The following is a 25,602-nucleotide window of genomic DNA, read 5'->3' on the forward strand; positions in this document are numbered from 1 at the left end:
AAATGAAAGGTGAAGAGGGTGAACAGTTTTGTGCAAAATCTTTTTATTTTGGCTACTGACGATTACATGACGAACGGCGCTTTTCCGTCCTCTCCTTTTAACGCTTGCTGTAACGAGCCTAAGAGTGCTTTTAGTTCACCGTTCAAATACTGGCTGAATGCCTCCCGCCCTAACGTTCTATTAAATACCGCTTGTGGCAGGAATCGCCGCATTTCAGCGCTAAAGCGGCCATCCCCCACAACCTGATCAATGCTTTCTATGCGCTGTGCCAGTAGCTCATCATAATTCGGGATGCGGTAATCCTGTATTTTCTTATGAATCAGATCGATATCATAAGTCGCGTTTTGCTGGATCAGCCACGGTAAGTCCCAAACATCACGGTAGCGGATATATTTGGTGGTCGCGACGAGCGAAACCAGCTTGTCACACATCACTTCATTAAGCGTTTCACACATGACCAGCGTATCGGAATAACCATCGGGTAAAACCTCATAGTTACGTTTTAGCGTCATCGGCGCTCGGGTATAAGCCGGAATATTGGCGATCTCAATCTTGATCCGTTGTCTCGGCATATCACGTTTTTCCGGTGCCGTGGTCACGGATACCTGCCATTTGTCAATACGGACTTCCTCATAGCCGGGTTCATTCCGTAGCTCATTTGGCTCTTTCACGTTGACCTCAAGGCCGTACCGATTCCCCAGATAATCTTCAATACAGGCTTTCATGTTTTTTAGATCTGCGCCAGAAAACGCAACACCACCGGCAAAATCCAAATCCTCACTGAAGCGATTTGCGCCATGACATAGCCTTAATGAGGTTCCCCCCTGAAAAGTAAGCTGTTCTAACAAGCCCGCGCTATCAAGACAGTAGAGAATGTCGTAGTGCAAAAGCTCCTTTTCCACCACATTGCGTAAACCTTCAAGCTCGGCTGATTCCACCGCTTTGCTGACCAGTTCGGCAAAGTTAACTTTCTGATTCATGATATAGCTCCGATTCGTCAATCAGATGGGTATTACGTCCAACGCGGCGTAAATCTCTCACGGCGGTTTTCTTCGTCGCGTGCCGTAACGGGGAGTGACCAAAATAGGTATCCTGCAAAATCTGCTCTGGTGACCGCTTGGTATGGGTAAATTCAATCACCCCAAAAGGCGTTTGATGTTCTTCGGAACGTCCGGTGGTCATCACCGTGATCCGGTCAATCGGGATTTGAGAAATCACGCCATATTCAGACAAGGCGGATTCGAGGCTAAGATAGTTATATTCACCACGGCGTAGCGCTAACACGATGCGTTCAAGCGTATAGGCATCTTTGCTTTTGGCATGGTTATAAACGTACACGCCGCGAATAGCACGGGTCAGGATGCCATCTTTTACCAAACGATGTAGCCCGGCATTAAACGCTCTGGGCGTATCCTCATGGAAAATCTTGGCTAAATCGCGGGAGGTGAAGACATAACGCCCTTGCTTATCGAATGCGTTTAAACGTTCAATAGCAGTGATCCTGTTCATTTATAAGTCCACATGAAAACCACACAATTGTGTCATTCACGTATACTTGAATAAAAACCACTCGTCAAGTACACACGAATGACATCAATAAATGACATTCGTGTGTACTTACCAAAGAATAGTCATAGATTTAGGTGACAAAAAGGTGGGTTTCACAGGGTGAGAACGTTAGCAAAAAGCCCTATCACTTTTCAGTATTGGTATACATTTAGGTATACCAACAAAGTCTGAATTCACATTTAAAACATAAATATCATAACGTTACGTTTAATATTCAGATTCCCCCAGCGCGGGCTTTTTTGTGTCCTCAGTTTGTCCCGTGAAGTCCGAAGTCAACTAATTAAATCCGAACCTTTTAGGCCTATTCGTTGAAACCATCTTCAATGTCGCAAGATTTTTTCCCATAGGCGTAAGCGGCCTTAGCCCATAAGGGAAACGTAAATCTCTGAGCAATGCTCGTGATACTTTGGAAGCCACACTCGTTCCGGGCGTCGCAGTGGCGGCGGATAATTTCCCTGATACCTTTAGATAAGGTTGCCCTGAGAGGATCAGCGCCGCCGCTGTAAGAAGCTAACGGCGAACCTGTAGCCGTGTTAACCAACGGGCGTATCTCTGGCTATTATGTTTCCCCGGAAACATGGGAAGCGCTGGCCGACGATTATCAGGAAGATATCGAACTTGCCAACATTGCCCGTTCCCGGATGAAGGGGAAACGGGTCAAGGTCGATCTGGATGAGTTATAAGTTGGAGTTTGAAGAGCACGCACTGAAAGAATTTAAGAAACTGGGCGCACCTGTGCGGGAGCCGTTCACCAAAAAGTTGAAAGAGGTTTTCAAAATCCCCACGTTCCCGCCAACCGACTTCATGGAATGGTTGACTGCTACAAGAAGTTTATAAAGCAGCCAAAGACCGACTATAAACGCGGACAGTTTTCAACTCTCGGCTATTTTGTTGTGCAACCTATCTATCAAGTTGATGAGTCACTCGTCACCTGTTCACCCACTCATAACCCATTAATCTATTGATTATTAAAAATAAAATCACTAGTGAAGAGGGTTAACAGTTTTGTGCAAAATCTTTTTATTTTGAGGTAAGCACGCTCATCCTCAATGCAAATACTCAGACTATCTTTTGACATGTATCTTTTATATACTACTTGTACGGCAATTTGCCGGAATAATGTATATGAGGTGACTATGCCTACCACCGCAAGACTGGAAGCGCGCATCCCTTCGGAACTCCACGCATTGATCAAACATGCCGCCGAGTTACAGGGCCGTACAATGACGGATTTTATTATCACAGCAACGCAGGAAGCCGCTAAAAGAGCCGTAGAGGAAACCGCAATCCTGAGACTGGCAATGGAAGACCAAAAGCAATTTGCTGACTCGCTACTATCTGAATCGCCGGTTTCCCCTGCATTACTAGGCGCAATGAAAAGGCGTAAAGCGCTGGGAAGATAAAATGAGCTTATTGACCTACACGCTACTTGCCAAAAGCCATAACAAGAAAGACTTTAATTGTGGCGTTCCTGAATTAAATACCTACCTGCAAAAGTATGCAGGGCAGGACAGCCGGGAACGCTTTACTAAATGTTATGCTGCCGTTGATGAAAACAATAACGTGGCAGGCTTTTATACATTGTCTTCCAGTGCAATCGACATCAGCGGCCTTCCCGATACGATTACCAAGAAACTCCCGCGTTATCCTTCTGTACCTGCTGCGTTACTTGGCCGCCTTGCCGTCGATTCTCAATTTGCAGGAAAAGGCATAGGTGGTTCATTACTCGTTGATGCGATCCTCAATGTATCACGCTCGACGACAGGAATATGGGCTTTACATGTCGATGCCAAAGATCAGGCTGCGAAGAATTTTTATCTGAAGTATGGATTTGTTGCCTTTCAACGTAAGCCTAATTCGCTTTATCTTCCTATCACGCATACCCTGTTAAAAGAATTAGCTTCATTTGAACTGGCCTGAATAGCATCATGTTACGTTAGATTCCCCAAGCCCAGTACACCGCCAGTCTTGGTGCTGTATGCGTATCAGAGTGCTTTACTGCCGACAAAACGCCATTGCTCATCGAGTTCGCAGATAAGCACCACGTCAGCATGAGCGATCGGTGAGGATGTTATTCGCTTCGGCGCGAGTTTTTTAACGTGCGAATAACGGTGTTGATAACAATGTTCAGTGTCCTCGCGGTATCGCGTCTCCCGTGCCGTTGAAAGCCATTTCGGTGATCTGTTCTTTGACACCCACCTTGCGCGCTTCGTGGGTATAAGTGAGTAGAAACACGCGGTGGCGGTCACGGCAGCGAAATCTGTCACGACCTTTAGGATTATGACCATGGCGACAAACCTGAGCAGACTGACAGCGGGGACAAGGAACATTAACGCTGCCCATGAGAAAACCTGAAAAGCGAGCATGATATATCACATTCAACGAATTGGATGCGTTATCCAAAAAACAGCATTAATCAATGCGCACGAAACATTTATGGTACTGACAGAATGCTAAATCCAGGTTTTAGGAATCCCTAATTTTCAAAACGCTGACAGCATATCAATATGCGGAATGCCGTCTTCGTCGTACTCCTCACCGGTCGCCACAAAACCAAATGCGCCGTAGAACGCTTGCAGATGAGCCTGCGCGGACAGGAAAAGGTGCTTTTGCGGCCAGTGGCGTGCGCAGGCAATCAGCGTGTGTTCCATCAATTGGTGCCCAAGATGTTGCCCGCGGGCATGCGGCGCGACAATCACGCGCCCAATCGTCACCACATCGTTGTTCGGATGGGGCGCGAGCATCCGAGCGCACGCGGCCAGCTTGCCATCACGGTACGCCGTAATATGGCGATTGCCGTCCACCAGATCGCGGCCATCAATGTCCAGATAGGGGCAGGTTTGCTCGACCACGAATACCTGATTGCGCAGCGCCAATATGTCATGCAGTGAATACACGTTAAGGTCTGCCACATCCCAGTCATGCCATATAAGACTCATTGCTACTTCCTATTCGTTTATTCTTTACCTACGCCAACGGAACGATCGCGGCGCTTAGCCAGAATCAACCATGCCCACAGCAGCGCAATTGCCAGCGCAAACAAGGCGCCAAAGCCAATCCCGATGGTGATGACCGACACACCCAGTTTCACCACCAGAGAATAGAGCCCCAGCATTAACAGCATAGCGCCGTTCTCACCCAAATTCTGTACGGCGATCGCATTCCCCGCCCCGACGCTGGCCTTCCCCCGCACCTGCAACAGCGCATTCAGCGGAACAATGAAGAACCCTCCTAGCGCCCCTAGCAGAATCAGCAAGGAATAGGCGCTCATGAGGTTGTGCTGAAGCGTAAAAATCACCACCACTACGCCAATCAGGAATCCAGCAGGCAGGCAGCGCCGCACGCTATCGAGCGTTACCAGCTTCGCAGCCGCACCGGCTCCCGCCACGATACCCACGGCGACCATCGCATTAAGCAACGTTGGTGTGGCATTGTCGGTGATGCCGAGCGCATGCGGCACCCACAGCACCAGCAGAAAGCGCAGCGTCACGCCGGCGCCCCAGAACATACTGGTCCCAATCAGTGACAGCCTGGCATCACCATCGCGCCACAGCACCCGACAGGCGGAAAAGAAGCTGCTCGCCATCTGCACCGGATGCCACGGCTGCCCCGGTCGTGCCGCGTTGAGACGAGGAATCAGCATGTTCGCCCCCAGCGCTATGCCGTAAGCCACCGCACAAACCGACAGCGCCCCGTAAATGTTCCAGTCCGCCAGCACGCCGCCAGCGACGGAACCGGTCAGGATCGCCGCAATCGTCGAGGCTTCCATCAGACCATTCGCTTTGACCAACTGATCGCCGCGCGTGATCTCACCCAGAATGCCGTATTTCGCCGGTGAATAAGCGGCAGCACCAATGCCCACCAGCGTGTATCCCAGAAACGGATTTCCGCCCACGCAAATCAGCAGCGCACCCGCCAGCTTCAGGGTGTTGGCGAACATCATCACCTGCCCTTTGGAGAAGCTGTCCGCAATTTGCCCGACAAACGGTGCCAGAATGATGTACGCGGCGACAAACCCCATCTGCAAAAACGGCTGGCTCCAGTCGGGATACACCAACTGTTTGATCAGCGCTAGCGTGGCAAACAGCAGCGCGTTATCGCCAAACGCGGAGAAGAACTGCGCGATAATCACCGCGCTCATACTGCGCGACAGCAAAGGCGTCGCGGGTTCAGTCTGTTGACTCATGCATTGTGCTCCGACGCGTTGGTGACGGACTCTTCGGCCATCTGGCGCAGCGTGACAAAGTCAGGCTTGCCGCTGCCGAGTAACGGTAAGGCTTTCACATAGCGAATATCGCGCGGCACCGCAAGTTCCGGTACACCGCTGCTGCGTGCCTGCGCAAGCAATGCGTCACGGGTTATCTGGTTGTCCGTCGTAAACAGCACCAGCGCTTCGCCTTTGCTGCTGTCACTTTTCGCACTGGCGGCATGCTGCGCTTCCGGCGACACCTTCACCGCCAGCTGTTCCACGCTTTCCAGCGACACCATCTCCCCCGCCAGCTTGGCAAAGCGCTTCACGCGGCCGATGATGGTGCAGAAGCCTCTTTCATCCAGTTCGACAATATCACCGGTGTCATACCAGCCCTGCTGCAACTCGCCCTGTGCGTTTTCTGCCGCAGGCGCTTCGAGCACGCCGGGGTTTTCCACCCGCAGATAGCCTTTCATGATATTCGGCCCGCGCAGTTGCAGACGTCCACCGCGCGTGATGCCCGGCACCGTAATCAAGCGCGATTCGATTTCCGGCAACAGCTTGCCGACGGAATGGATTTTCGTCGCCATCGGTACGTTGATCGCCACCACTGGCGCGCACTCGGTCACACCGTATCCTTCCAAAATGCGGATACCAAATTTGTCCTGCCAAACCTGACGCGTGGTTTCAGACAGTTTTTCCGCCCCGGCAACCACATAGCGCAGACGAGCGAAATCATACGGATGGGCAAAGCGCGCGTAGTTGCCTAAGAACGTTGACGTCCCAAACAGCACAGTACAGTTCTGGTCATAAACCAGCTCCGGCACAATGCGATAGTGCAGCGGGCTGGGATAGAGGAACACGCGAGCGCCAGTCATTAGCGGCGTTAACAGCCCCACCGTCAGGCCAAACGCATGGAACAGCGGCAGCGCGGACATAAAGCGGTCGCGCGGCGTGAAATCCGCCACCGTGCGAATCTGCTCGACATTAGCCAACAGGCTGTCATGGGAATGCACGACACCTTTCGGATTTCCCTCGGAGCCGGAGGTAAACAGCACGATAGCCGCATCGTCAGGTTTCTGCGGCAGCATCGCGCGGGCAGGAAACAGCAAATGAAACAGGATCCACAGCTTATCCGTCAGCGTCACGGTGTCTTTCAAATCTTCCAGATAGACCCAGTTGGCCTCGTTAACCTGCTTCGGCAGATCGGTTAACTTGCCCTTTTCAAGAAACTGGCGAGACGTGACGATGGTTTTGATCCCCGTCGCTTTCATCGCACTTTGTAGCCCTTTCGCACCCGCGGTGTAGTTCAGCATGGCAGGAATACGGTTACGCAGCGATGCGCCCAGGATGGATGCGGCGGTAATGGTTGCGTTAGGCAACAGCATGCCGACATGTTCATCGGCGCGGGTGAAGCGCTGCAAAATGCGCGACACGCCCAACGATTTTTTCAATAAGCCCTGATAGCTGTCTTCATTGAATGAGATATCGGCAATGCTGGGAGAATGCCGCCCGTAACGGGTTCTCGCCGCCAGAAAGGCCTGATACAGCGTGTGCTGCGGGCGCGTATCCATCCGCGCCTGCATCATAATCTGGTGCAAGTGCTCACCGGCCAGCGCGCGGCGTTCTCTGGCACTGCTGGCTTCCGGCATCGGCAATGTGGTCGGCGGCAAATAGGTGATCGTAATCTGTGGGAGGCAGCGGCGTTTAAAGACGCCCGCCAGCCGACCAAAGGGCGTGAACTCTGCGCCATCAATGCGCACGGGGATGATCGTTGCCCCCGATTTCGCCGCGACAAACGCTGCGCCGCTGTAAATCTTCATCAGCGATCCGGTGACGCTGATACGCCCTTCAGGGAAAACCACGACGGGCTGGCCGCGTTCGATCACCTTGATCAGTCCTTTGATTGCCAGAGGCTTAGTGGGATCTAACGGCACGAAATCGATATACGGTTTTAGCCAGCGCATAAACCAGCGGTCGGAAATGGAGGAGTACACGGCAAAGACGGGTTTTATCGGTAAGAATAACGCCAGCAAAACGCCATCAAGGAAAGAGACGTGATTGGGGGTAATGAGCAATTTGGATTGCTGAAACTGACTGCTGTCGCCCTCGATCCGGATGCGGTACAGACGCTGGAACACCCAACGTAACAGGGTATGAATCATGCCTTCTCCCAATAGACAGATAAACGGCAGCTTGCTGAAACGCATAAACCACCAAGCGATACGTCAAAATACTACATACATATCATACTTCAAGTGATGGGTACGCGGCTGAACGTGAAGATTGCCAACAGCACAGCATTCACATCGCATGAAAATGGCTGGAGATAACGAAAGCGGGAAATTCAGGCAAAAAAAAACCTACGCATCCGCGTAGGTTGGTGTAATCAAATGGTTTCAATGTACAGAGCACATCGATATATCACCAATCAATACCTCTGGGACTTGTCACTCTAAGGATCGTCACCGCTCTTCACCAGCGATGAATCGAAAGAGTTATTCTATAAGTGCAACCAACTGTAAGATTCTGGTGAATCATGTAAGGCAGTGCCTTTTCGCGCATTTTTCTAGCGTGATAACGACTGGTGATACAGCCGCACGGCTTTGTCCGGGTAGTCCAGCCCATCACCGATATAACGCCAGCCGTGTTTTTCGTAATAGCCGCTAAACGTGGCGAACAGATAAAGATCGTCAAAGCCCTGACGGCGGCAGAAATCCAATACGTGTTGTTGCAACGCCAGACCTAACCCTTTGTCACGCTGGCTTTCTTCCACGTACAGCGATGCCAGCCAGGGCGTCAAATCCTGCCGGCTGATTAAATCGCAGCGCCAAAGCCCTACCGTCCCGACTAAACACTCGCCCTCCAGCGCGATAAACGTCAGCGGCAGCGCCGCCGGGTTCAGGCTATTACGCACCACGCTGGCAAAGAATTCACGGCTGTTCTGGCTACCAAATGCTTGCCATATCCAGTCAATCACCTGTTCCTGATGCTGAGGATGATCCGCCAGATAAACAATCTTTACGCTAGGAACATCCGCCATGATTACACCAGCTTCCCTTGAAAAATCGGTACAGAATCAAATAAATAGCCGTCAAACTCGGGCGCATCGGCGTCAGAGATTTCCATTAGCGTATTTTTGACATTTTCGAGGTGCTGCCACATGGCCTGATAAGAACCAGACACATCGCGACGCCGCAGTGCCGCCAGAATAGCCTGATGATCCGCCAGCCATTTCAGACGATAGCCCTGCGTCCCAACGTGCGTATAAAGCTGCTGCCAGAGCGCGTTATCGTCACGGCACGCCCAGATATTGCTGACCGTTTCCAGCAGCATCTGGTTTTGCGTCGCACCGGCAATTTGCAGATGGAACAGGCGATCGAAATCGCCACGGTAATCTTTTACGGCAATCGCGGCCTGCTCTTGTTCCAGCGTCTTACGCAGGTTTTCGATATCCGCACGCGTTGCCATACGTGCCGCAAACGCCGCAATGTTGCTTTCCAGCAGTTGACGAGCCTGTAGCATTTCAAAGGCGCCGATATGGTTTTTTCCACCCTCTGCCGCGTCGTCTTCATCGGGAATACGCAAGACATAAACCCCAGAGCCCTGACGAATATCGACCGTGCCTTCCAGTTCAAGCATCAGTAGCGCTTCGCGCACTATCGTCCGGCTAACGCCATAGGTTTCCGCAATATTTCGTTCAGGAGGAAGGCGCGATCCGACGGGGTAATCCCCTGACTGAATCTTCTGACGCAAATCACAGCCGATTTCCTGATATTGCTTCTTCTCTTGCAGAACTACATCCTTCGCCACGCTTTCACCCTACATGCACTGTCGCCCTAGATGCGGACGTCAGGCCCGCACCGAATATACCCAGCCACGTACTGACGTCGTAGCGGGGCATTAGTCTACCAAACTCAGCGCCTGATCCAGTACTTTTGCGCCATTTAATGTGCCGTAGGCGACAGGATCGATCACTGCGATAGGAATCTGGTAGCTGTCCGTCAGCTTTTTATTTTCGTTAAGCTTGAAGCGCACCTGCGGCCCCAGCAGAACCGCAATAATGTCGCCGCCGAACTCCTGTAGCTCATCCCGCAAGTTTTGCTCTGGGATCGCGTAGATTTTCAGTTCCATTCCCCGCGTTTCCGCTTCCTTTTCCATCTTGGTGACCACCAGTGAGGTCGACATTCCTGCTGAGCAGGCCAGTACGATTCTTTTCATATTCCGTTCCTCATTTTGGTTATCTGCACCTATTTCTCTTCATCATCCAGCGTCAATTCAAGCCGACGCGTGTCGTGTAGCTGACGAAACCAGGCGGCGGATTTTTTCGGCCGCCGTTGCCGATCCTGTTCCAGATCGATTTCAATTAGTCCGTAACGGTTTTTAAACGCGTTCATCGGCGAGACGTTGTCGGTAAATGCCCATAGCATGTAGCCGCGGCAGTTTGCGCCCTCTTCCTTCGCCTTCAGCGTCCAGTACAGGTGCTCGGCAATAAACGCGATGCGGTAATCGTCCTGAATCACGCCCGCGTCGTCTTTAAAGCGCGCCTCGTTCTCAATACCGATACCGTTTTCCGCCACAAACCACGGCGCATTGCCGTAGTCGCGCTCTATGCGTTTTGCCATGTCGTAAATGATTTTGGGATTGATCTCCCAGCCGCGCGAAGTGTTCATGCGACGCCCCGGTAGCTCAAAATGCTCGTAATAATAGGCCGGATGGAACGGTGTCTCTTTGTTCCACTCGCGGCTGGGCGCGTTGACCCGATGCGGGTAATACAGGTTGATCCCTACCTCATCGACCGTATTGTCCCGAATGATCGCCAGCTCTTCTTCCGTGTAATCCCACTTCACCTGATGCTGCGCCAGCAGCGCCACCAGCTCCGCCGGATATTCCCCTTTTAACGCCGGATCGAGGAAAACCCGGTTATAGAACAGATCGTAAAGGTGCGCCGCTTTTACATCGTGCGCCGCACGGGATCGCGGATACGTGACTTCGGGATTGAGGATCACGCCGATCGAACCGCCATCTCGGTGATAACCCTGCTGCCGAAACCGCTGCACCACTTTTGCCGTCGCCAGATTTTTATGGTGATTCCACTGCATCCAGGTATGCGTGTTTTGTTCATAAGGGTAGCGTAGCGCGTCCAGATAAACGCGCGTCTGCACCACAATCGGCTCATTGAAGGTAAACCAGCGCTTCACTTTCCCGGCATAGCGGGCGAAAACCGCGTCGGCGTACAGCACAAACCACTCCACCACCTGCTTGGATGACCAGCCCTGATACTTCTCCAGCAGGCAGGCGGGCAGCTCGTAATGTTCAAGGCAGATCATCGGCTCGATCCCCTGCCGGTGCATTTCATCCAGCAGGTTATCGATATAGGCCGCGTACTCCTCATCGACGATGCCTTTCTCATAGTCCAGCATAAAGCGTGACCAGTTGATCGACGTACGATAGTGCGTCAGCCCTGCCTGCTTCATCAACGCCACGTCTTCCCGATAGCGATTAAAGAAGTCCGTCGCTTTCGCTGGGCCGTAGCCGTTGTGCCAGACCTGACGATCCTGCTTGTACCAGAGATCCAGATAAGAATCCTGCCCAGCTTTCTTGCCACTCCATCCTTCCGTTTGCCATGCTGATGCCGCCGCGCCCAGAATAAAATCGGGTGGAATAGTCAGTGCAACCTTACTCATGCGTTACCTCTCTTCTCGTCCGTTTCAGGCTTTTTCCGCTGCGGCCTGCTTTTCTGCTTCCAACTGCGCCAGTTCAGCACGACGGGACGCCACTTTGACAAACGGCAGATAGATCAGCATCGCGACGATGATGCATACGATCTGTGTCGCAACCGCTCCCATCGATCCCGCCGTCGACAGCCAGGCGTTAATGATCGGCGGGGTCGTCCACGGCACCATCACCACGGCTTTGCCCGCAAACCCCATACTGGTGGCGAAATAGCCAATCGTGCCCGTCACTAACGGTGTGATAATGAAGGGAATAGCCAGAATCGGGTTGAGCATAATCGGCATACCAAAAATTACCGGCTCATTAATATTGAACACGCTGGGGCCGAAAGAAATTTTAGCGATCTCTTTCATCTCTTTGCGTTTAGAGGCAATCATCACCGCCAGCAGCAGGCCAATGGTGAGGCCGGAACCCCCGATGCTCATGTACACATCCCAGAACGGCATAGTGATAATGTTCGGTATCTCATGCCCCTGCTCGAACGCGGTCATATTGACGGCAATCGCCCCCAGCAGCAGCGGTTCACGAATCGGTTTAATCATCTGGTTGCCGTGAATCCCGATCACCCAGAACAGCTGAGCGACAAACATCAGCACCAGCAAACCGGGCAGGCTTTGCACTACGGATTCCAGCGGCTGCTGTACGACTTTATAAACGGCATCATACAGATACATGCCCGTCACGCGGTGAAACACAAACCCAAAGGTGGCAATCGCAACCACCGTGATAATGGAGGGAAACAGCGCGGAAAAAGAGGCGGCGACGTTGGGCGGCACGCTGTCCGGCATTTTAATCTGCAACCGATCAATATTTTGCAGCTTGGTATACATTTCGACAGACAGAATGGCGATGAACATCCCCAGAAACAGGCTTTTGGTATCGGAGAACTGTTTCGCCAGCACGTCTTTCACCACCATCATCTGCCCGTTGACGGCCATTTCGATCGTGGTTGGCGTGACGGCAATAAAGCAGATCACCGCCAGCAGGCCGGGAAACAGCCCGCGTGAACCGTTAATCTTCCCAAGCTCGATACCAATCAGGAAGACGGCACCGATAGTCAGAAAGCTGAGCGTGGCGTAGTTAATGCCGCTCATAATCGGTTTAAGTTCAGCCAGAAACGAAAACATAGAAAAACTGGCCAGACCATTTTTCGGGTCCATCACCATGTTGGAAATCAGAACGGAAAACGCCCCGACGATAATGACAGGCATCAGCGTAATAAAGGATGCCTTAATCGCCATAATGTAACGCAGACTGTTAAATTTATTGGCAAAGGAGCCCAATGAATCAATCAGTTGGTCCTTAAGTGACATAACACCACCTCTTTCATCATCATATTGTTATATCGCGTGTGACACGCGGGATGGCCGTTACGCGCAGGGTAAATGCAGGTACCGCGCTTTCGCGTTTGGCATACCAAAAATCAACCATAATGAATTATTTTTCTGTGACATGATTCTCACAAGACGATATTGGAATTCCAATATGATGAAAATGTGATTTTTGGCATACCATGCATTCTTGACTACATAAATTCTCAGCCACATAAGTTCTCAACCAACTTGGGCTGCTTTCCTGACTGCGATAAGGACACCTACGATGAAAGACACAGAAAACATCCCTGCATTCGATATGGAACAAACCGTGATGGAGCTGCTGATTAATGCGGGTGAAGCGCGCTCAAACGCCATGATGGCCATTCAGGCGGCGCGCCAACGGGAATGGCAACAGGCTGACGATCTGCTCGCGGCATCACAAGATGCGGCGCGTGCGGCTCACCGCGTTCAAACACGGCTGATCGGTCTGGACGAAGGGGAAGGCAAGGTGCCCGTCAACCTGATCATGGTACATGCACAGGATCATCTGATGACCGCCATGCTATGTCGGGATTTGGCGGAAGAGATTGTCTTGTTACGCCGTGAAATGGCTGCATCACAAAATTGACAAAAATCTAATTGAGAAACGAACATCAGGCGTTAAATCCAACAATATGCCTGTGGTAATATGTCATACGACGTTCGTAACAGGGATGGATAGGCGTTTAGCCCGTCATCATACTCAATTAAGGTGCAGCGATGAAAACCATGCTTGAGGTGGCAAGACGTGCAGGCGTGTCTAAAGCGACCGTCTCCAGAGTGCTAAACGGCACGGGTCAGGTCAAACAGACAACACGCGATGCGGTATTTCAGGCAATGGAGGAGCTAGGCTACCGTCCTAATTTTTTGGCGCGTTCGCTGGCTCGCCGTACCTCAAACAGCATTGGTCTTGTTATCTCCAATTTTAACGGCCCCTATTTTGGTCGCCTGCTGCGCCGTGCTACGGATATCGCAGAAAGCAACGGTAAACACCTGATCGTGACAGACGGGCACGATACGCCGGAAGATGAGCAGCGCGCGGTGCAACTACTGTCAGACAGGCAGTGTGACGCCATTATTCTCTATACCCGTTATATGTCCGAATCGGACCTCATGACGCTGCTCGACACGCTGACCATTCCGATGATCGTGATGAATCGCGATCTGCCACAGGCGCGAGAGCGCTGCATTTTCTTCCGCCAGCAGCAGGCCGCGTTTGACGTGGTGAATTACCTGATCGAACAAGGCCACCGCGAGATCGCCTTTATCACCGCCCCCATGCAAACACCGACGGCGCAGGCGCGGCTCGCGGGCTATCAGCAGGCATTAACCGCTCACCAGATCGCGCTTGAACCGCGCCGAGTGGCATATGGCACCAGTATGGTCGCCAGCGGTTATCAGGCTGCACGCCAGTTGCTGAATAGCGGCATCAGTTTTAGTGCGCTGTTTGTCAGCAACGATCACATGGCGATTGGCGCAATGAAAGCGCTGTACGAGGCGGGGAAAAAATTACCGCAGGATGTCTCCGTCTTCGGCTTTGACGACGAGCCCTGCGCCACTTACCTGCACCCTTCACTTTCCACCGTCTACATGCCGATTGAAGAGATGGCCGCTACCGCGATTACGCAAGTGCTGGATCTGATCGCGGGCAAAGACGTCAACCCGCTACAGCCCTTCACCGGCGAACTAAAAATCCGCGAGTCGGTACAGAAAGGGCCGTATTACGCTAAGTAAAACGCCCCTTTTTCTCAATCCCGATTAAAGCGCTTCCAGCGCCAGCAGCTCTTCCAACGTCTGGCGACGGCGAATCAAGCGCGGTTCACCGTTTTCGAACAGCACTTCCGGCAGCAGCGGACGACTGTTGTAGTTCGAGGACATGGATGCGCCGTACGCACCGGTATCATGGAAAACCAGATAATCGCCAACCTGTGCATCCGGCAGCGCGAACGTTTCTACGCCGCCGCCCGCCTGCTGGGTAAACACATCGCCGGATTCACACAGCGGCCCGGCAATCACGCTGTCGCGCAACGTGGACTGGCTGATATCGCGGCCATCACCCGGCAGCAGAGAAACATGGTGATAGCTGCCGTACATCGCCGGACGCATCAGGTCGTTAAATCCGGCATCGACCAGCACAAAGTGGCGACTCCCCATAGATTTTATCGCCCGCACTTCCGCCACCAGCACGCCGGATTCTGCGACCAGAAAACGTCCTGGCTCGATTTCCAGCGTCACTGGGTGACCAAGATGCGCGGCAATTTTCTCACGCGCCGCGTTCCACAGCCCGTAATAGTGTTCGGTATCAATCGCTTCTTCGCCGTGGCGATAGGGAATCGACAGCCCGCCGCCCGCTGAAATCGCCTCGATATCCTGACCGAGTTCAACAACCTGCTGCACCATCGCCTCGCACACCTGTTCCAGATGGCCATAATCAACGCCGGAACCAATGTGCATGTGGATCCCCACCAGCTTCAACTGATAGCGTTGAATATGCGCCAACGCCAGCGGCAAATCGCCGTACCAGATACCGTGCTTGCTGTTCTCGCCGCCTGTGTTGGTTTTCTGGCTGTGACCATGACCAAATCCTGGATTCACACGCAGCCACACCGGATGCCCCGGTGACTGCTGCCCGAGCTGTTCCAGCATACCGACCGAGCCGGCGTTCACCGGAATGTTCAGTTCGGAAACGCGTTGCAGCGTCGGACGATCCAGCAGATCGGCGGTAAACACGATCTCATGATCGTCAGTACCCGGAACAAACCCCGCAATCAGCGCACGCTCGATCTCCCCCAGCGATACCGAATCCACTTTCACACCCTGCTCACGCATCAGGCGCAAAATATGCGTGTTGGAACACGCCTTCTGTGCGAAGCGGATTGTGTCGAACTGGCGCAGTTGGGCGATGCGGCTAACGATGGTCTGCGCGTCATAGGCCCAAACCGGACAACCAAAGCGGGCGGGCAGTTCACGTAGGCTTTGCGCGTTCAGAGCATGGGTTACGTCATTCAGATCGTGTGGCATAAAAGTTACCGAGTTTCAGGATTAAAGGTGATAGGCAATCACTATAAAAATACCCCAACGGGCACACAAATATCGTTTTAGGCAGACTCTATTCATTTCTGATATGGTTTATCAAACTGATGGTTTATAAAAATAAATGAAGGAGGCGACATGGCGGCAGTATCCCTACGACATATCGAGATTTTCCATGCAGTCATGACCACTGGGAATCTGACAGAAGCGGCGGATCTGCTGAACACGTCGCAGCCGACCGTCAGCCGTGAGCTGGCCCGCTTCGAGAAACTGATTCAGATGACGCTGTTCGAGCGACTGCGCGGCCGGCTTTACCCCACCGCACAGGGGCTACAGCTGTTTGAAGAAGTCCAGCGCTCTTATTATGGGTTGGATCGGATCATCAACGCCGCCAGCGATATTCGCCGTTTTCAGCAGGCACAACTTTCTATTACCTGTCTGCCCGTGTTCTCACAGTCGCTGCTACCTGATGCCTGCAAACCGCTGCTGGCGCGTTATCCGCTGCTTAATCTGCACATCATTCCGCAAGAATCGCCGCTGCTGGAAGAATGGCTGTCAGCCCAGCGCCACGATTTGGGCCTAACGGAAAACAGCCTCACGCCAGCCGGTACCGAGCGGCAAACGCTGATGTTACTCAATGAAGTGTGCGTACTGCCTGCTGGGCATCCGCTGGCGCAAAAAGCGGTACTCACGCCGCAGGATTTTGCCGATGAACCCTTTATCAGCCTGTCGAGCGCCGACAGCTATCGCCAGTTGCTGGACAAGCTATTTCAGGAACAAGGTGTGTCGCGCCGGATGGTACTGGAAACGCACAGCGCGGCATCGGTGTGTGCGATGGTGCGGGCGGGCATCGGGCTGTCGATCGTTAACCCGCTCACCGCGTTGGATTATGCCGCTTCCGGCGTCGTCGTGCGGCCTTTCAGCATCGACGTGCCCTTTACGGTCAGCCTGATTCGTCCACTGCACCGCCCTGCTTCGGCGCTGGTCGATACCGTGATTGATCAACTCAAGCAGTACGCCGCCGGCGTGCCTTCACGTCTGGAGCTGGTCTTGCGGCAGTAATATTCCAGCCTTGGGTCGGCTCACTTCAGCAATTACAGCGCTAACACCCGCCAGCGGGGATCGTGAGCAAACCAGTCCACCAGAAAATCCAACAGGGTACGCAGCGCGGCGGGCATCTGGCGGCGCGAGGTGTAAATACCATAAATCCCCATCGCCTGCGGACGGTATTCCGGTAGCAGCGCCACCAGTTGTCCGTTAGCGAGATACGGCGCCACCGAATAGCGCGGTTGCAGCGCGATGCCCGCGCCTTCCAGCGCACCGGCCAGCAGCACCAGCGACTCATTGCCGCTCAGGTTACCGCTAACGGGAATCGTAAACTTTTCATCATCGCGGGAAAAATGCCACAGGCTTTTGCCGAAATAGGTGTAGGTCAGGCAGTTATGAATCGAGAGATCGGTCAGCTGTCGTGGAATACCATGCTCATTCAAATAAGAAGGCGATGCACACAGCACCGACTCACAGCGTGAAAGCGGTCGGGCAATCAGATTGGGATCCAGTTCGTTGGTGATGCGCAGTGCCAGATCGATACGTTCCTCGACCAGATTCACCGTTCGGTTATTCATTTGCAGATCGATAGCGACCCGAGGATGCCGCCGCAGGAAAGCGGTTATCGCCATACCGAGCGCGCCCTGCGCCAGCGATTGCGAACAGCTGACGCGCAGCAAACCGCTTAACGTGGCATCGTCGGTATCGGCCTCGACGCGCATATCCGCCGTCAGCGCCAGCATCTCCCGACAGCGCGCCAGCGTTTTTTCACCGGCATCCGTCAGGCTCAGCTTGCGCGTGGTGCGGTGCAATAATCGCGCCCCCGCCCACGTTTCCATCTCCGCCAGATAGCGCGTCACCATCGCCCGGGACATGTCCAGCGTGTCCGCCGCCGCGATCATGCTACCGCGGTCTATAATAGTCACAAACACTTCGGCTGCCGTTATACGATCCATAAATTAGTCCGTTTTATGCAACAAACAATTGCCCGTTTTGCGGTTTTTCGTACGATTAATGCAACATAACATGAACCCACTTTCTGTCCTACCTGTGGAGTATCACCATGTCTAAATCTATCGTTTTTACTGTTTCTTTACTCGCGGCATCAATGAGTCTGGCTTCTGCGGCTAACGCCGCCGAGTTAAACATCGACGTGTTTAATCCAGGTGAAGCCAGTATGTTCCCCGTTTCTTCTGAAATTATCAGCGGCGATAAAGAAGTCGCGCTGATCGATGCGCAATTCCAGCGTAACGATGCTCAAACGCTGGTTGATCGCATCAAAACCACCGGGAAAAAACTGACGACCGTCTATATCAGCCACTCCGATCCTGACTACTATTTCGGTCTGGACGTGATTAAAGCCGCGTTCCCAGACGCTAAAATCGTTGCGACCCAGGCGACCATCGATGCGATTAACGCCAGCAAAGACGGCAAAGTGGCACACTGGGGCCCAATTCTGAAAGAAAACGCGCCGAAAGAGATCGTGGTTCCTCAAGCACTGGCAGGCGATAGCTTTACCATTGATGGCAAAAAGCTGGAAGTGAAAGGTCTGAAAGGGCCAACGCCGGATCGCACGTACGTCTGGATCCCTTCGCTAAAAGCCGTGGTCGGCGGTGTTCCGGTATCTGCCAACATCCACGTCTGGCTTGCCGATACCCAAACGCCAGAATCTCGCGTGCACTGGCGTGACACGCTGAAATCCATTGAAGCGCTGAAGCCAACCACCGTCGTGCCGGGTCACTTTATCGCGCCAACGGATTACACCTTGAAAAACGTGACGTTTACGCTGCAATATCTGGATACGGTGGAAAAAGAGCTGGCAAAAGCGAAAGATTCTGCCGAACTGATCGCCGCAATGAAAAAACACTACCCGACCCTGAAAGAAGAATCGGGTCTTGAACTGAGCGCCAAAGTCCTGAAAGGTGAAATGAAGTGGCCACAGTAAGACTGCATTATATTTACGATCCATTGTGCGGCTGGTGCTACGGCGCCGCCCCACTCGCGCTGGCCGCGCAGGAGATTGACGGGTTGGATCTGATCCTCCACGGCGGCGGTATGATGACGGGCAGCAATAGCCGCACCATCACCCCCGAGTGGCATGATTACGTGATCCCCCACGATCGTCGCATTGCGCAAATGACCGGGCAGACCTTCGGGGAAGCCTATTACGAAGGGCTGCTGCGCGACACCAGCGTCGTGCTGGATTCCGCGCCGCCAACAGCTGCCGTACTCGCGGCAGAAGCGATGGCTGACAAAGGCATGGCGATGTTGCACCAGATCGAGCGGGCGCATTACGTTTCTGGGCTAAAAATCGCCGACGCCGCCGTGCTACGTCAATGTGCAGAAGCGATCGGTCTGGATGGTGATACGTTCAGCACCGAGTTCACCATTATTCAGGCAGAAACGCTGTCAAAACACATCAGCGCTAGCCGGGAATTACTGGCAAAAGTACGTGGACAAGGCTTCCCCACGTTTGCGCTGGAAGACGCTAACGGGAATTTCCAGCAAATCCCAGCGGCAAACTACCTCGGTCAGGTAGACGCATGGCGCAAGGTGCTGGCACAGAGGGTCAACCACGCGACCGCATAAGCATCCACATCAACCTTAATAAGGGAGCACGCCAACGGCCTGCTCCCTTTTTCGTTCCCGATGACGCCTGAATCTGATTTGATCTTTGAGATCTTCCCTCTGCTCAGTACCGACGTAAAGTCGCGTGTTCGAACACAGGACACAGCCGGATCCAACCCTCGTAATACGCAACTCACGTCGTGATTCATACTTCTTGATCTCAGGTTATCGTGTATGCAGGACGCGTTTTCACAGATGCAGAGTAAGATAGCGAGCAGTCACAGCCCGCTCCCTGTGCTATAGTCAGCGCCAGCAAAGATAACCTCAGACCACACCGCCAGACACACGAAACGATAACTGACAAACCATGACCGACGTAAAATCAGGTACACACCACACGGTATTCACCGACTCTCGCGCTTCTCGCCTTAACCGCTTCTCCATCGCGCCGATGCTGGACTGGACCGATCGCCATTGCCGGTATTTTCTTCGCAAGTTGAGCAGCCAGACGCTGCTGTATACCGAAATGGTAACGACAGGCGCGATTCTTCACGGTAAAGGCGACTATCTGGCCTACAGCGAAGAAGAACACCCGCTGGCGCTACAGCTCGGCGGTAGCGATCCGCAAGCGCTGGCGCAGTGTGCCAAACTGGCAGAGCAGCGTGGCTATGATGAAGTTAACCTGAACGTCGGTTGCCCGTCTGACCGTGTACAGAATGGTCGTTTCGGTGCCTGCCTGATGGGCGAAGCGGCACTGGTGGCGGACTGCATCAAGGCGATGAAAGACAGTACCTCAATCCCGATTACGGTGAAAACCCGCATCGGCATTGACGATCAAGACAGCTATGAATTCCTGTGCGACTTTATTCAAACCGTCGCCGAACGCGGCGAGTGCGATACCTTTATCGTCCACGCGCGCAAAGCCTGGCTATCGGGCCTGAGTCCGAAAGAGAATCGGGAGATTCCACCGCTGGACTATCCGCGCGTTTACCAGCTCAAGCGCGATTTTCCAGCGCTCACCCTCGCCATCAACGGCGGCGTCAAAACGCTGGAAGAAGCCAAAACGCATTTACAGCATCTGGACGGCGTGATGATGGGGCGTGAGGCTTACCAGAATCCCGGTATTCTGGCGCAGGTCGACCGTGAGCTATTTGGCATCGACACCGCCACGCCGGATCTGGCTGGTGTGGTAAGAGCCATGTACCCCTATATCGAGCGCGAACTCTCTGGCGGCGCGTCATTAGGCCACATCACGCGCCACATGCTCGGCATGTTTCAGGGCATCCCCGGTGCGCGTCAGTGGCGACGCTATCTGAGTGAAAACGCCCACAAACCCGGTGCTGACGCTGCGGTGGTAGAGCGTGCGCTGGCGCTGGTTAATCTGGTTTAAAAAATACTAACAGTTAGTGTTTTTCATCAACACTCTTTCATTTCTCTTCCTGACGCCGCTGGTAAATCAATCACTTACCAGCGGCACATCTTGGCACGATTCTTGTTATAGCTTATGTGGCACGCAGAACTTTTCTCTGCGGTTTAACCGCTACAGGAGCACACCATGTTGGAAATTTTCTTCGTTATTGGCTTTTTTATCATGCTGATGTTGACGGGCGTGTCACTGCTGGGCGTGATTGCTGCACTGTTTGTGGCGTCCCTTTTTATGTTGATCGGTGGGCTGTTTAGCATCGCGATAAAGGTACTGCCGTGGCTGATCTTGGCCGTCGCGGCGGTGTGGCTGTGGCGCAAATTTAGCGGACGACCTGTCTACAACTCGCACCGCTATACCTATCGCAAATACACCTATCGCCAGCGCAACGGAAATGAGTGGTAATGCCAGAAAAATCTGGGTTACACGAAAATGAGTTGCGCACAAAAATGACGGGCAACGCCGTGTTTAACATCAACTTGTTTTACTACGGCTTGTTTTAATACGGATTATTTTAATATGACCTGTTTTAGTACAAAAGTGTGCGCCAGCAGATATTTTTTCCCAGATGTGGCTGCTAGGATGGCGCTACTGTTTGATACCCCAATATTGTTTACACGGGTAAGCAAGCACTGTGGCAAAAAGCCACACGATTTCATCGTCGTCAGGGAAATAATAGCCGCACAGCGGCACTTTCGTGACGATCACCACGCTGTACCCTACATACAGTCTGATGAAATTGGCGAACGGCAAGGGCTTCCTAACAGGAAGCCCTTTGCTTTTCAGAAACAAATATTAGGGAATCAGCAGGCAGGAGCCCTGCGTACTGCGGCTTTCCAGCGCCCGATGAGCCGCTTGCGCATCCGCCAGCGCAAATTTTTGATGCTGCGGCACGTCTACCGTAATTGCTCCACTGGCGATCAGTGAAAAGAGTGCATTGCTGGCCTGTTCGAGTTCGGCGCGGTTCGTCACGTAACCAAACAGCGACGGACGCGTGACGTACAGCGAGCCTTTCTGGTTCAAAATCCCCAGATTGACGCCGGTCACTGGCCCCGACGCATTGCCGAAGCTGACCATCAGTCCGCGACGGCGCAGGCTATCGAGCGAGGCTTCCCAAGTATCTTTCCCAACCGAGTCATACACGACGTCCACCTTCTGCCCATCGGTCAGTTCCGCGACGCGCTGCGCAATATTCTCGGTACGGTAATTAATGGTCGCCCAGGCACCCGCCTGTTTTGCCCGCTCCGCCTTCTCATCGGAACCCACCGTCCCGATCAGCTTCGCCCCTAGCGCCTTCGCCCACTGACAGGCAATCAACCCAACGCCACCCGCCGCCGCATGGAACAGGAAGACTTCATTTGGCTTGATTTCATACGTCTGGCGCAGCAGATAGTAAACCGTCAGCCCTTTCAGGAAAGAGGCCGCTGCCTGCTCAAAGCTGATGGCATCCGGCAGCAGCGCAACTTTCTCCGCCACCACGTTATGCACTTCGCTATACGCCCCTAACCCGGACTGCGCATAAACGACGCGATCGCCGACTTTCAGCACGCTAACCCCTGCCCCAACTTTCGTCACGACGCCCGCCGCTTCGGTTCCCAGACCGGAAGGTAAGTCAGGCACCGGATACAGGCCGCTGCGAATATAGGTATCGATAAAATTAATGCCGATGGCGCGATTCTCAACCTGAACCTCTCCCGCAGCGGGGTCGGCAGGTGTGAAATCCACATATTGCAGAACCTCTGGGCCACCATAAGCTCGGAACTGAACGCGTTTTGCCATGTTATCTCCTTAATCGTGACAGGTTCGTTGTCTCTCTATAATACGTATACCCTTGTATCTTGAAGTTTAGGTATTATTGACAATGTAGGTTTGGCACGGTTCATGTAGCCTGGTTTACCCTGGGGTTTCTAAGCCCGTTATTTAGCTCATTGCGCATGAACCGCGTCACTCATCTGAAACCCGTACAGTTGTTTGACCTCATTTCGTATTTGCAAGGAGGGGTAAAAATGAGTCTGCCAAATTTACTTCACATCGGCATTGATGTTTCCAAAGCCTCCCTCGATGTCGCTATCGGTTCCGCATTGCCGCCCTTTTCCGCCAGGAATGACCTCGATGGCTTTGACGCTATTCTGGCTGAACTGGCAAAACATCCTGTTTCCCTTATCCTCATGGAGGCTACTGGTGGCCTCGAAGCCCCACTCGCTTGTTCGTTACAAGCCGCTGGGTTTGAGGTCGTGGTTATCAACCCACGTCAGGCCAGAGACTTCGCGCGGGCCATGGGATACCTCGCCAAAACCGACACGATTGATGCCAAAGCCTTGGCTATGATGGCCGAGGTCATCGACCGTCATCCTGAGCGCGAACGTTTTATTCAACCGCTGCCAGACCCTCAACGTCAGGCTCTGGCGGCTCTCGTCACTCGCCGACGCCAACTCGTGACCATGCTTGTCGCTGAACGTAACCGCCTTACTCAGGCTCATCCTCAGGCTCGTAAGAGCATAAAAACGATTATTGATGCGCTGAAACACGAGCTGGCTCGCATAGACCACGACATGAACAGGCATGTTCAGATTCACTTCAGCGCCTTGTCCGGTTTACTCAATAGCGTCAAAGGCGTCGGAACCACGACCACCGCTACGTTGCTGGCAGAGATACCCGAACTGGGAAAACTCTCGCGCCGCGAGATTAGTGCGCTGGCAGGCGTCGCGCCCCTCAATCGGGACTCTGGCAAAATGCGGGGCAAGCGGACAATATTTGGTGGTAGGGCCCACGTCCGTAGCGTGTTGTATATGGCAACGTTGGTCGCGACTCGGTTTAATCCGGTGATTCACGCGTTTTATACGCGTCTCGTGACGGCGGGCAAACCGAAAAAAGTCGCGCTGGTTGCCTGCATGCGCAAACTTCTGACTATTCTGAACGCTATGCTCAAAACGGGTAAGGAATGGGATGCGTCTTTTCACCTGATTACCTCATGAAAAATAGTGTTCAAGACAGTTGCTAAATAATTCGAGTTTCAGGCAGGCGGCAAGCGAAGGAGCCCGATGAGCTTACTTGAGTAAGTGATTCGGGCGACAAATCTGCCGGGAGCAGATTTGAACGCTGCTTGCAGCGGCCCTTCAGGGCGAGGCCCACGACGGGCCGAGTATTTAAGCGAAGCCAACGCACATGCAACTTGAAGTATGACGGGTATATTGTGTTATTTCGGACGTGTGGCATATACAATGCCCCCTAATCCAATGGCAAATCAACCGGTAAAGAACCCGTTTTATGGCAGAGAAAAGACCCACCAATAAATCGAATGCACCTCGCGACCGCCAGATGGAAGGTCTGAAACTTCCGCCACATTCGCTGGAAGCGGAGCAGTCGGTATTGGGTGGCCTGATGCTCGACAATGAACGCTGGGATAATGTCGCCGAGCGTGTTGTTGCTAACGATTTCTATAACCGTGCCCACCGTCTGATCTTCACCGAAATGCATCGGCTGCTGGAAATGAGCAAGCCGATCGACCTGATCACGCTGTCCGAATCGCTCGAACTGCAAGGCTCACTGGAATCCGCTGGTGGCTTCGCCTATCTGGCTGAATTGGCAAAGAACACGCCGAGCGCCGCTAACATCGGTGCCTACGCCGATATCGTGCGCGAGCGCGCCGTGGTGCGTGAGATGATCTCCGTCGCCAATGAGATCGCCGATGCCGGCTACGATCCGCAGGGGCGCAGCAGCGAAGATCTGCTCGATCTGGCGGAATCTCGTGTCTTCCAGATCGCCGAAAACCGCGCCAGCAAAGATGAAGGCCCAAAAAGTATCGACCGCATTCTGGAAGATACCGTTTCCCGTATCGAGCAGCTTTACCAGAAACCACATGATGGTGTGACGGGGGTGGACACGGGCTATCAGGACCTCAACAAAAAAACCGCTGGCTTGCAGAAATCCGACCTGATCATCGTGGCAGCCCGTCCATCAATGGGGAAAACCACCTTTGCGATGAACCTGTGCGAACATGCCGCGATGACACAGGAAAAGCCCGTCCTGATCTTCAGTCTGGAGATGCCCGGCGAGCAGATCATGATGCGTATGCTCGCGTCTCTGTCTCGCGTGGATCAGACGCGAATCCGTACCGGCCAGTTGGATGACGAGGACTGGGCGCGCATTTCCAGCACCATGGGGATCCTGCTGGAAAAACGCAACATGTACATCGATGACTCCTCTGGCCTGACGCCGACCGACGTGCGATCCCGCGCCCGCCGCGTGTTCCGTGAACATAATGGCCTGAGCCTGATCATGATCGACTACCTGCAATTAATGCGCGTGCCGTCATTGTCCGACAACCGTACGCTGGAAATTGCAGAAATTTCCCGCTCGCTCAAAGCGTTGGCAAAAGAATTGCAGGTTCCTGTTGTCGCCCTGTCGCAGCTTAACCGTAGTCTGGAACAGCGCGCCGATAAGCGCCCGGTTAACTCGGATCTGCGTGAGTCCGGCTCCATCGAGCAGGATGCCGACTTGATTATGTTTATCTATCGTGATGAGGTTTATCACGAAAACAGCGACCTGAAAGGCATCGCTGAAATCATTCTGGGGAAACAGCGTAACGGCCCGATTGGTTCCGTTCGTTTGACCTTTAACGGGCAGTGGTCGCGCTTTGATAACTATGCCGGCCCACAATATGACGATGAATAACGCAGCGC

At 53.2% G+C, this 25,602-nt stretch carries 24 protein-coding genes and 4 pseudogenes; 13 read left to right on the forward strand and 15 right to left on the reverse strand.

The window, feature by feature from the left end; genetic code table 11:
* Positions 1 to 62: 62 nt before the first annotated feature.
* From DMB82_RS16545 to DMB82_RS20820, 3 genes and pseudogenes are all read right to left on the reverse strand, one after another.
* Positions 63 to 980 carry a nucleotidyl transferase AbiEii/AbiGii toxin family protein gene (locus tag DMB82_RS16545; protein ID WP_116163306.1) on the reverse strand — a complete coding sequence of 306 codons (918 nt, stop codon included), beginning with the start codon at positions 978 to 980 and terminating at the stop codon, positions 63 to 65.
* Positions 964 to 1,509, reverse strand: coding sequence for a type IV toxin-antitoxin system AbiEi family antitoxin (abiEi, locus tag DMB82_RS16550; protein WP_102117271.1), 546 nt, complete (start codon positions 1,507 to 1,509; stop codon positions 964 to 966). Before abiEi ends, DMB82_RS16545 begins: the two co-directional genes overlap by 17 nt.
* 348 nt (positions 1,510 to 1,857) lie before the next feature.
* Positions 1,858 to 2,076, reverse strand: a pseudogene (locus DMB82_RS20820) (STM2901 family protein); the annotation flags it as partial.
* Between DMB82_RS20820 and DMB82_RS16555 the strand changes: the two are divergent.
* The 4 genes and pseudogenes from DMB82_RS16555 to DMB82_RS16570 all read left to right on the forward strand — a co-directional run.
* A pseudogene (locus DMB82_RS16555) lies at positions 2,076 to 2,252 on the forward strand (type II toxin-antitoxin system Phd/YefM family antitoxin); the annotation flags it as partial. The pseudogenes DMB82_RS20820 and DMB82_RS16555 sit on opposite strands and share 1 nt — an antisense overlap.
* Positions 2,242 to 2,396, forward strand: a pseudogene (locus DMB82_RS16560) (type II toxin-antitoxin system RelE family toxin); the annotation flags it as partial. The pseudogenes DMB82_RS16555 and DMB82_RS16560, both read left to right, overlap by 11 nt.
* A 309-nt stretch (positions 2,397 to 2,705) precedes the next feature.
* Positions 2,706 to 2,972 carry a type II toxin-antitoxin system TacA family antitoxin gene (locus tag DMB82_RS16565; RefSeq protein ID WP_039355529.1) on the forward strand — a complete coding sequence of 89 codons (267 nt, stop codon included), beginning with the start codon at positions 2,706 to 2,708 and terminating at the stop codon, positions 2,970 to 2,972.
* 1 nt (position 2,973) lies between these two features.
* Positions 2,974 to 3,489 (forward strand): GNAT family N-acetyltransferase, encoded by a 516-nt coding sequence (locus tag DMB82_RS16570; protein WP_102117272.1) that lies wholly within the window; start codon positions 2,974 to 2,976, stop codon positions 3,487 to 3,489.
* A gap of 68 nt (positions 3,490 to 3,557) precedes the next feature.
* On the opposite strand, the pseudogene DMB82_RS16575 reads toward DMB82_RS16570, so the two are convergent.
* The 9 genes and pseudogenes from DMB82_RS16575 to DMB82_RS16615 form a co-directional block, all read right to left on the reverse strand.
* Positions 3,558 to 3,912 (reverse strand): annotated as a pseudogene (locus DMB82_RS16575) (IS1 family transposase); the annotation flags it as partial.
* Positions 3,913 to 4,052: 140 nt separating this feature from the next.
* Positions 4,053 to 4,508, reverse strand: a complete 456-nt coding sequence (locus DMB82_RS16580; protein ID WP_102117273.1) for a GNAT family N-acetyltransferase — start codon at positions 4,506 to 4,508, stop codon at positions 4,053 to 4,055.
* Between the two features lie 17 nt (positions 4,509 to 4,525).
* Positions 4,526 to 5,755, reverse strand: coding sequence for a lysophospholipid transporter LplT (lplT, locus tag DMB82_RS16585; RefSeq protein ID WP_102117274.1), 1,230 nt, complete (start codon positions 5,753 to 5,755; stop codon positions 4,526 to 4,528).
* A complete protein-coding gene (gene aas / locus DMB82_RS16590) occupies positions 5,752 to 7,923 on the reverse strand; it encodes a bifunctional acyl-ACP--phospholipid O-acyltransferase/long-chain-fatty-acid--ACP ligase (protein ID WP_116163320.1) in 2,172 nt (723 codons plus the stop codon). Before aas ends, lplT begins: the two co-directional genes overlap by 4 nt.
* A 404-nt stretch (positions 7,924 to 8,327) precedes the next feature.
* Positions 8,328 to 8,801 carry a GNAT family N-acetyltransferase gene (locus tag DMB82_RS16595; protein WP_116155454.1) on the reverse strand — a complete coding sequence of 158 codons (474 nt, stop codon included), beginning with the start codon at positions 8,799 to 8,801 and terminating at the stop codon, positions 8,328 to 8,330.
* Between the two features lie 2 nt (positions 8,802 to 8,803).
* Positions 8,804 to 9,571: an FCD domain-containing protein gene (locus tag DMB82_RS16600; protein ID WP_102117275.1), complete on the reverse strand. Its 768-nt coding sequence runs from the start codon at positions 9,569 to 9,571 to the stop codon at positions 8,804 to 8,806.
* Between the two features lie 90 nt (positions 9,572 to 9,661).
* On the reverse strand, positions 9,662 to 9,979 hold the full coding sequence (locus tag DMB82_RS16605; RefSeq protein ID WP_014916549.1) for a PTS sugar transporter subunit IIB: 318 nt from the start codon (positions 9,977 to 9,979) through the stop codon (positions 9,662 to 9,664).
* Between the two features lie 29 nt (positions 9,980 to 10,008).
* Positions 10,009 to 11,445: a glycoside hydrolase family 1 protein gene (locus tag DMB82_RS16610; protein WP_102117276.1), complete on the reverse strand. Its 1,437-nt coding sequence runs from the start codon at positions 11,443 to 11,445 to the stop codon at positions 10,009 to 10,011.
* 24 nt (positions 11,446 to 11,469) lie between these two features.
* Positions 11,470 to 12,807 carry a PTS sugar transporter subunit IIC gene (locus DMB82_RS16615; protein ID WP_116155453.1) on the reverse strand — a complete coding sequence of 446 codons (1,338 nt, stop codon included), beginning with the start codon at positions 12,805 to 12,807 and terminating at the stop codon, positions 11,470 to 11,472.
* Between the two features lie 286 nt (positions 12,808 to 13,093).
* Here DMB82_RS16615 and DMB82_RS16620 point away from each other — a divergent pair, with 286 nt between their 5' ends.
* Together DMB82_RS16620 and DMB82_RS16625 are read left to right on the forward strand one after the other, a co-directional pair.
* Positions 13,094 to 13,438, forward strand: coding sequence for a PTS lactose/cellobiose transporter subunit IIA (locus tag DMB82_RS16620; protein WP_116155452.1), 345 nt, complete (start codon positions 13,094 to 13,096; stop codon positions 13,436 to 13,438).
* Between the two features lie 131 nt (positions 13,439 to 13,569).
* The gene (locus DMB82_RS16625; RefSeq protein ID WP_116155451.1) at positions 13,570 to 14,583 is read left to right on the forward strand and encodes a LacI family DNA-binding transcriptional regulator; all 1,014 of its coding nucleotides are present in this window, start codon (positions 13,570 to 13,572) and stop codon (positions 14,581 to 14,583) included.
* A gap of 24 nt (positions 14,584 to 14,607) precedes the next feature.
* Here the strand turns inward: DMB82_RS16625 and lysA are convergent, their stop codons facing one another.
* Positions 14,608 to 15,870, reverse strand: coding sequence for a diaminopimelate decarboxylase (gene lysA, locus DMB82_RS16630; protein WP_116163304.1), 1,263 nt, complete (start codon positions 15,868 to 15,870; stop codon positions 14,608 to 14,610).
* A gap of 150 nt (positions 15,871 to 16,020) precedes the next feature.
* On the opposite strand from lysA, the gene DMB82_RS16635 reads away from it, so the two are divergent.
* Positions 16,021 to 16,944: a LysR family transcriptional regulator gene (locus tag DMB82_RS16635; RefSeq protein WP_102117281.1), complete on the forward strand. Its 924-nt coding sequence runs from the start codon at positions 16,021 to 16,023 to the stop codon at positions 16,942 to 16,944.
* 32 nt (positions 16,945 to 16,976) lie between these two features.
* On the opposite strand, the gene DMB82_RS16640 is transcribed toward DMB82_RS16635, so the two are convergent.
* Complete coding sequence (locus DMB82_RS16640; protein ID WP_102117282.1) at positions 16,977 to 17,885, reverse strand: LysR family transcriptional regulator; 909 nt, start codon at positions 17,883 to 17,885, stop codon at positions 16,977 to 16,979.
* A 107-nt stretch (positions 17,886 to 17,992) separates the two neighbouring features.
* Between DMB82_RS16640 and DMB82_RS16645 the strand changes: the two genes are divergently transcribed.
* From DMB82_RS16645 to pspG, 4 genes are all read left to right on the forward strand, one after another.
* Positions 17,993 to 18,874, forward strand: coding sequence for an MBL fold metallo-hydrolase (locus DMB82_RS16645; protein WP_116155448.1), 882 nt, complete (start codon positions 17,993 to 17,995; stop codon positions 18,872 to 18,874).
* Positions 18,862 to 19,518, forward strand: coding sequence for a DsbA family protein (locus tag DMB82_RS16650; RefSeq protein WP_116163302.1), 657 nt, complete (start codon positions 18,862 to 18,864; stop codon positions 19,516 to 19,518). Before DMB82_RS16645 ends, DMB82_RS16650 begins: the two co-directional genes overlap by 13 nt.
* A gap of 346 nt (positions 19,519 to 19,864) precedes the next feature.
* The gene (dusA, locus tag DMB82_RS16655; protein ID WP_116163300.1) at positions 19,865 to 20,887 is read left to right on the forward strand and encodes a tRNA dihydrouridine(20/20a) synthase DusA; all 1,023 of its coding nucleotides are present in this window, start codon (positions 19,865 to 19,867) and stop codon (positions 20,885 to 20,887) included.
* A 165-nt stretch (positions 20,888 to 21,052) separates the two neighbouring features.
* On the forward strand, positions 21,053 to 21,325 hold the full coding sequence (gene pspG / locus DMB82_RS16660) for an envelope stress response protein PspG (protein WP_010279209.1): 273 nt from the start codon (positions 21,053 to 21,055) through the stop codon (positions 21,323 to 21,325).
* 390 nt (positions 21,326 to 21,715) lie between these two features.
* Here pspG and DMB82_RS16665 read toward each other — a convergent pair whose 3' ends face one another.
* Positions 21,716 to 22,699, reverse strand: coding sequence for a quinone oxidoreductase (locus DMB82_RS16665; protein WP_116163298.1), 984 nt, complete (start codon positions 22,697 to 22,699; stop codon positions 21,716 to 21,718).
* A 227-nt stretch (positions 22,700 to 22,926) separates the two neighbouring features.
* On the opposite strand from DMB82_RS16665, the gene DMB82_RS16670 reads away from it, so the two are divergent.
* Both DMB82_RS16670 and dnaB read left to right on the forward strand, forming a co-directional pair.
* The gene (locus tag DMB82_RS16670; protein WP_102119603.1) at positions 22,927 to 23,895 is read left to right on the forward strand and encodes an IS110 family RNA-guided transposase; all 969 of its coding nucleotides are present in this window, start codon (positions 22,927 to 22,929) and stop codon (positions 23,893 to 23,895) included.
* A 292-nt stretch (positions 23,896 to 24,187) separates the two neighbouring features.
* Positions 24,188 to 25,594: a replicative DNA helicase gene (gene dnaB / locus DMB82_RS16675; protein WP_039490832.1), complete on the forward strand. Its 1,407-nt coding sequence runs from the start codon at positions 24,188 to 24,190 to the stop codon at positions 25,592 to 25,594.
* Positions 25,595 to 25,602 lie beyond the last annotated feature (8 nt).

The organism is Pectobacterium aquaticum, assembly GCF_003382565.3.
Lineage (GTDB): Bacteria > Pseudomonadota > Gammaproteobacteria > Enterobacterales > Enterobacteriaceae > Pectobacterium > Pectobacterium aquaticum.

Excerpts from the sequence above, each read along its gene's own strand:
- DMB82_RS16545 (WP_116163306.1), bottom strand. The coding sequence starts at position 980 with ATGAATCAGAAAGTTAACTTTGCCGAACTGGTCAGCAAAGCGGTGGAA.
- abiEi (WP_102117271.1), bottom strand. The coding sequence starts at position 1,509 with ATGAACAGGATCACTGCTATTGAACGTTTAAACGCATTCGATAAGCAA.
- DMB82_RS16565 (WP_039355529.1), top strand. The coding sequence starts at position 2,706 with ATGCCTACCACCGCAAGACTGGAAGCGCGCATCCCTTCGGAACTCCAC.
- DMB82_RS16570 (WP_102117272.1), top strand. The coding sequence starts at position 2,974 with ATGAGCTTATTGACCTACACGCTACTTGCCAAAAGCCATAACAAGAAA.
- DMB82_RS16580 (WP_102117273.1), bottom strand. The coding sequence starts at position 4,508 with ATGAGTCTTATATGGCATGACTGGGATGTGGCAGACCTTAACGTGTAT.
- lplT (WP_102117274.1), bottom strand. The coding sequence starts at position 5,755 with ATGAGTCAACAGACTGAACCCGCGACGCCTTTGCTGTCGCGCAGTATG.
- aas (WP_116163320.1), bottom strand. The coding sequence starts at position 7,923 with ATGATTCATACCCTGTTACGTTGGGTGTTCCAGCGTCTGTACCGCATC.
- DMB82_RS16595 (WP_116155454.1), bottom strand. The coding sequence starts at position 8,801 with ATGGCGGATGTTCCTAGCGTAAAGATTGTTTATCTGGCGGATCATCCT.
- DMB82_RS16605 (WP_014916549.1), bottom strand. The coding sequence starts at position 9,979 with ATGAAAAGAATCGTACTGGCCTGCTCAGCAGGAATGTCGACCTCACTG.
- DMB82_RS16610 (WP_102117276.1), bottom strand. The coding sequence starts at position 11,445 with ATGAGTAAGGTTGCACTGACTATTCCACCCGATTTTATTCTGGGCGCG.
- DMB82_RS16615 (WP_116155453.1), bottom strand. The coding sequence starts at position 12,807 with ATGTCACTTAAGGACCAACTGATTGATTCATTGGGCTCCTTTGCCAAT.
- DMB82_RS16620 (WP_116155452.1), top strand. The coding sequence starts at position 13,094 with ATGAAAGACACAGAAAACATCCCTGCATTCGATATGGAACAAACCGTG.
- DMB82_RS16625 (WP_116155451.1), top strand. The coding sequence starts at position 13,570 with ATGAAAACCATGCTTGAGGTGGCAAGACGTGCAGGCGTGTCTAAAGCG.
- lysA (WP_116163304.1), bottom strand. The coding sequence starts at position 15,870 with ATGCCACACGATCTGAATGACGTAACCCATGCTCTGAACGCGCAAAGC.
- DMB82_RS16635 (WP_102117281.1), top strand. The coding sequence starts at position 16,021 with ATGGCGGCAGTATCCCTACGACATATCGAGATTTTCCATGCAGTCATG.
- DMB82_RS16640 (WP_102117282.1), bottom strand. The coding sequence starts at position 17,885 with ATGGATCGTATAACGGCAGCCGAAGTGTTTGTGACTATTATAGACCGC.
- DMB82_RS16645 (WP_116155448.1), top strand. The coding sequence starts at position 17,993 with ATGTCTAAATCTATCGTTTTTACTGTTTCTTTACTCGCGGCATCAATG.
- dusA (WP_116163300.1), top strand. The coding sequence starts at position 19,865 with ATGACCGACGTAAAATCAGGTACACACCACACGGTATTCACCGACTCT.
- pspG (WP_010279209.1), top strand. The coding sequence starts at position 21,053 with ATGTTGGAAATTTTCTTCGTTATTGGCTTTTTTATCATGCTGATGTTG.
- DMB82_RS16665 (WP_116163298.1), bottom strand. The coding sequence starts at position 22,699 with ATGGCAAAACGCGTTCAGTTCCGAGCTTATGGTGGCCCAGAGGTTCTG.
- DMB82_RS16670 (WP_102119603.1), top strand. The coding sequence starts at position 22,927 with ATGAGTCTGCCAAATTTACTTCACATCGGCATTGATGTTTCCAAAGCC.
- dnaB (WP_039490832.1), top strand. The coding sequence starts at position 24,188 with ATGGCAGAGAAAAGACCCACCAATAAATCGAATGCACCTCGCGACCGC.